General features: G+C 68.3%; 3 protein-coding genes. All 3 read right to left on the bottom strand.

Annotated elements, in window-relative coordinates:
- Positions 1 to 47 precede the first annotated feature (47 nt).
- Complete coding sequence (locus FNH08_RS46700) at positions 48 to 1,613, bottom strand: DUF1996 domain-containing protein (protein WP_152777877.1); 1,566 nt, start codon at positions 1,611 to 1,613, stop codon at positions 48 to 50.
- A gap of 223 nt (positions 1,614 to 1,836) precedes the next feature.
- A complete protein-coding gene (locus tag FNH08_RS46695; protein ID WP_152777875.1) occupies positions 1,837 to 2,490 on the bottom strand; it encodes a LuxR C-terminal-related transcriptional regulator in 654 nt (217 codons plus the stop codon).
- The gene (locus FNH08_RS46690; protein ID WP_152777873.1) at positions 2,481 to 3,764 is read right to left on the bottom strand and encodes a sensor histidine kinase; all 1,284 of its coding nucleotides are present in this window, start codon (positions 3,762 to 3,764) and stop codon (positions 2,481 to 2,483) included. The genes FNH08_RS46695 and FNH08_RS46690 overlap by 10 nt, the downstream gene beginning before the upstream one ends.
- Positions 3,765 to 3,794 lie beyond the last annotated feature (30 nt).

Here is a 3,794-nt window from a genome sequence, read left to right as displayed (position 1 = left end):
AGATCCCACCGCCGGCTTTCGCTTGTGCTACCGGGGTACTACGGGCACTACTGGCAGTCCTGCCCGCTGTTGATGCAGTCGACCACCTGGTTCATCGTGTTCTCGTCGAAGAAGTTGATGAAGTCGTTGTGGTCGGTGATCGCCTTGTGCAGCTGGTCCGGGAAGGAGTCCACCGCGAAGGCGTTCTGGACCTGTCCGTTCTGGATCTGCGGGGCGTCTACGTCGTAGACCAGGCGGACCTGGAGCTGCGGGATGGCCTGGAAGCCGTTGGAGCAGCTGCCGTCCTGCTCGACGAAGTCGACGTGCGTCCGGTGGTTGGCGCTGTCGATGTTCTGACCGTCCCAGCAGCTCTGGAAGTTGGACGTCCGCACCACGGAGCTGCCCTCGGGGCAGATCGGGTACTTGTCCGTCAGCTGGCGGTCCTCGAAGCCGGTGCAGCTCCAGTTCGTGTTGGCGTTGGCGAGGCCGTTCACGAAGGCCTTGGCGTCACCGGTGATGATGCGCAGGGCCGAGGGCATCGCGACGACATCGCTGGTCTTGTTGCCGACGAACTTCAGCTCAGCCTCGGCCGGCTGGAGGATCGTGCCGACGTTGCCGTCCTGACCGCCACCGGGGGCGTTCGCGTCGACGTCGTCCTGACCGTCCTGCACGCGCAGCACCGGCCAGAAGTACGACGACTTGTCACCCTGGTTCTGGCAGGTGGTGTCCGCCGCGGCCAGCTGCTCGTCGCTCGCGAACGCGTCGTTGTCCTGGTTGCCGACGTAGTCGTGCTGGTGCTGCGCACCGTTGCTGACACCCGGGGCGACGATCACGTTGTCCGAGTTGCGGTTCTCGTTCTCGTTGGTGCCGCAGTTCGTGGTGAAGGTACCCGTCGAACCGCCGTCACCGTTCGCGGCGAGGCCGTTTCCGCCGACACCCTGCGGGCCGCCGTTCGGCTGGACCTGCGTGATGTCCTGGAAGTCGGCCGCCACCGGACCGTTGCCGGCCTGGCCGCCGTTGCCCTGGTCCTGACCGCCCTGGTCCTGGCCGCCGTCCTGGCCGCCCTGGTCCTGGCCGTCCTGGTTCTGGTCCTGACCGTCCTGGTTCTGGCCGTCCTGGTTCTGACCGTCCTGGTTCTGGCCCTCACCCGCGGCGGTGTCCGCCTGCTCGGCCTGCACGCCCTCACACTGGGCGAGCTCTTCGGCTCCCTGCGGAGCCTTGCCACCGGCGCGCTTGATGTTGATGCCGATGCGGTCGATGGTGGCGGTCCGCTTGGACTTCAGCGGGCCGAGGATGGCGTTGTCGACGTAGCCGGCGTCCCCCGCCTGCGCCTGACGCGTGTCCGCGAGGCGCTTGTAGGCCTCGGTGACCTGCTGGTCGAGCTTCGCCAGCTCCTTGTCGACGCCCGCGCGAGCCCCGTCCGGCACATCGGTGAGCTGCTGGCCGACATCGGGGCAGTCGATCGTCGCGACCTGCGCGCCCGCGGCCTTGATGTTGTTCTGGTCCGACGACTCGCCTGCCGAGGCGTAGAAATTCGCCCAGACCAGCCCACCGCCCGCGACCGCCAGCGCCGCGGAGGCGGCAATGGCGCGAACGGCCAATGGTGAGCGACGTTTCCTTGTATTGCGTCCCATGGAACTCCTCTGACTTCCTTGCGGGGCATCGAGGCGCCCGACAGGAGTGAAGCGGCTCCATCTCATACGGGTGGGGCTCGTGTGGTGTTCAGAAACCTTGGAAAAAATCAGAAGTCCATGAGCCCAATTCGGGCGCAATGGTCACAGAGACCCATGTTTCAACGGCAGTTGAGGGGGGTACGTGTCGACTTTTGAATGAGGTTCAGCAATCGCTGAATCCTGTTCAGCGACCGTGGTCCAAATACGCGAGCACCGCGAGCACACGTCGATTGTCGTCGTCCGACACCTCAAGTCCCAATTTGGCGAAGATATTGGAGGTGTGTTTGGCGATAGCCCGTTCCGTCACCACAAGTCGCTCGGCGATCGCCGTGTTCGAGCGGCCCTGTGCCATCAGCTCCAGGACCTCCAGCTCACGCGGTGTGAGCCGGCCCAGCGGCTTGTCGTCCGCCGCCCGCCGGGTGAGCAGCTGCTGGATCACCTGAGGGTCCATCGCCGTACCGCCCGCGGCGACCCGCCGAACCGCGTCGATGAACTGATCGGCGTCGAACACCCGGTCCTTCAGCAGATACCCGATGCCGCCCGTGCCGTCGGCGAGCAACTCCCGTGCGTACAACTGCTCCACGTGCTGCGACAGCACCAGCACGGGCAGCCCGGGCCGTGCCCGGCGGGCCTGGAGGGCGCACTGGAGCCCCTCGTCGGTGTGCGAGGGCGGCAGCCGGACATCGACGACGGCGACGTCCGGCCGTAACTCGGCCAGGGCGCGGGCGAGTTCGGGCCCGCTCTCGACCGCCGCGGCGATCTCGAAGTCGTACGCCTCCAGAAGCCGGACCAGTCCGTCACGGAGCAGGAACAGGTCCTCGGCCAGCACTACGCGCAAGGGATCTCCATGGTGACCATGGTGGGGCCGCCCTCGGGACTGCTGACGGCCAGGACGCCGTCGAATGTACCCAGCCGCCGCTCAACTCCGGTCAGTCCCGAACCCGCGCCGATCCGCGCGCCGCCCTTGCCGTTGTCGGTGACCGTGATGCGGAGCATGCCCGCGCCGTCCGTCACACGATGGAGGTCGATCCAGATACGGTCCGCTCCGGAGTGCTTGACGGCGTTGGTGAGTACCTCGCTGACGGCGAAGTAGGCGGCGGACTCGACGGGTGCGTCGGGCCGGCCTGCCTCCAGTTCGACGTTCACCTCGGTGCTGATCGGCAGCCGCAGCGCCAACGCCCGTACGGCGTCGCCGAGTCCGCGTTCGGCGAGTACGGGTGGATGGATGCCGCGCACCAGGTCGCGCAGCTCGACGAGCGCGTCGGCGGAGCTTCGGCGGGCCTGGGCGAGGAGCAGCCTGGCCTTCTCGGGGTCCTTGTCGAGGAGTGCCTCGACGGTGCCGAGGTCCATGCCCATCGCGACCAGCCGGGCCTGCGCCCCGTCGTGCAGGTCCCGCTCGATGCGCCGCAGTTCGGCCGCCGAGGTGTCCACCGCGTCCCGCCGGGTCTCGGTGAGGACGCGGACACGCTCGGCCAACTCGCCCTGGCGCGGGGCGAGGACGGCGCGGGTGAGCAGGAAGTGGACCTTGAGCAGCTGCGGGGTGACGAAGTGGGCCACGAAGAGGAGGGCCAGGGCCAGGGCGGCGGCGCCGAACGCGGAGACCTGGTCCGAGACCGGCACGAAGGCGTACCAGTACGCGCCGTCCGCGGCGTCCGCGAAGACCCGCCACAGCCCGGCCGCGAGCGCGAACCCCTCCAACGGGTACAGGAGCAGCACGGCCGGCAGCAGGGCGGTGAGGAACCCCGCCGTCATGTCGACCGGCAGCCACCGCAGGTCCCGCCAGGTCGCCGGGTCGCCCAGCATTCCGAAGGTGCGGCCCCAGGGATTGGCGTCCTTCGGGATCTGCCGGTACGAGGAGGGAATCCGTACTCCGCTCCACTCGGCCGCGAGGACTCGCCGCCAGTTCGCGAACGCCCGCACGCCTGTCAGTACCCACGGTGTGGTGACGATGCCGAGGCCGATGGGTATCAGCGCGATCGACACGGCGGAGAGCGTGAAACAGAGCACCGCGCCTGGCAGCGCCACCAGTGCCAGCGCGAGTCCCCGCGCGGCCGCCAGGCCGGTTCCCCGCGTCCTCGCGCGCCTGTTGCCGCTCTTCGTCTCTGTGGTCATGGCGGCAGTCTTGCGGAGTGGGGGGCGGGG

This window comes from Streptomyces spongiae, assembly GCF_009377185.1.
GTDB classification, from domain to species: domain Bacteria; phylum Actinomycetota; class Actinomycetes; order Streptomycetales; family Streptomycetaceae; genus Streptomyces; species Streptomyces spongiae.
This window is presented reverse-complemented; position numbering and strand designations above follow the sequence as displayed.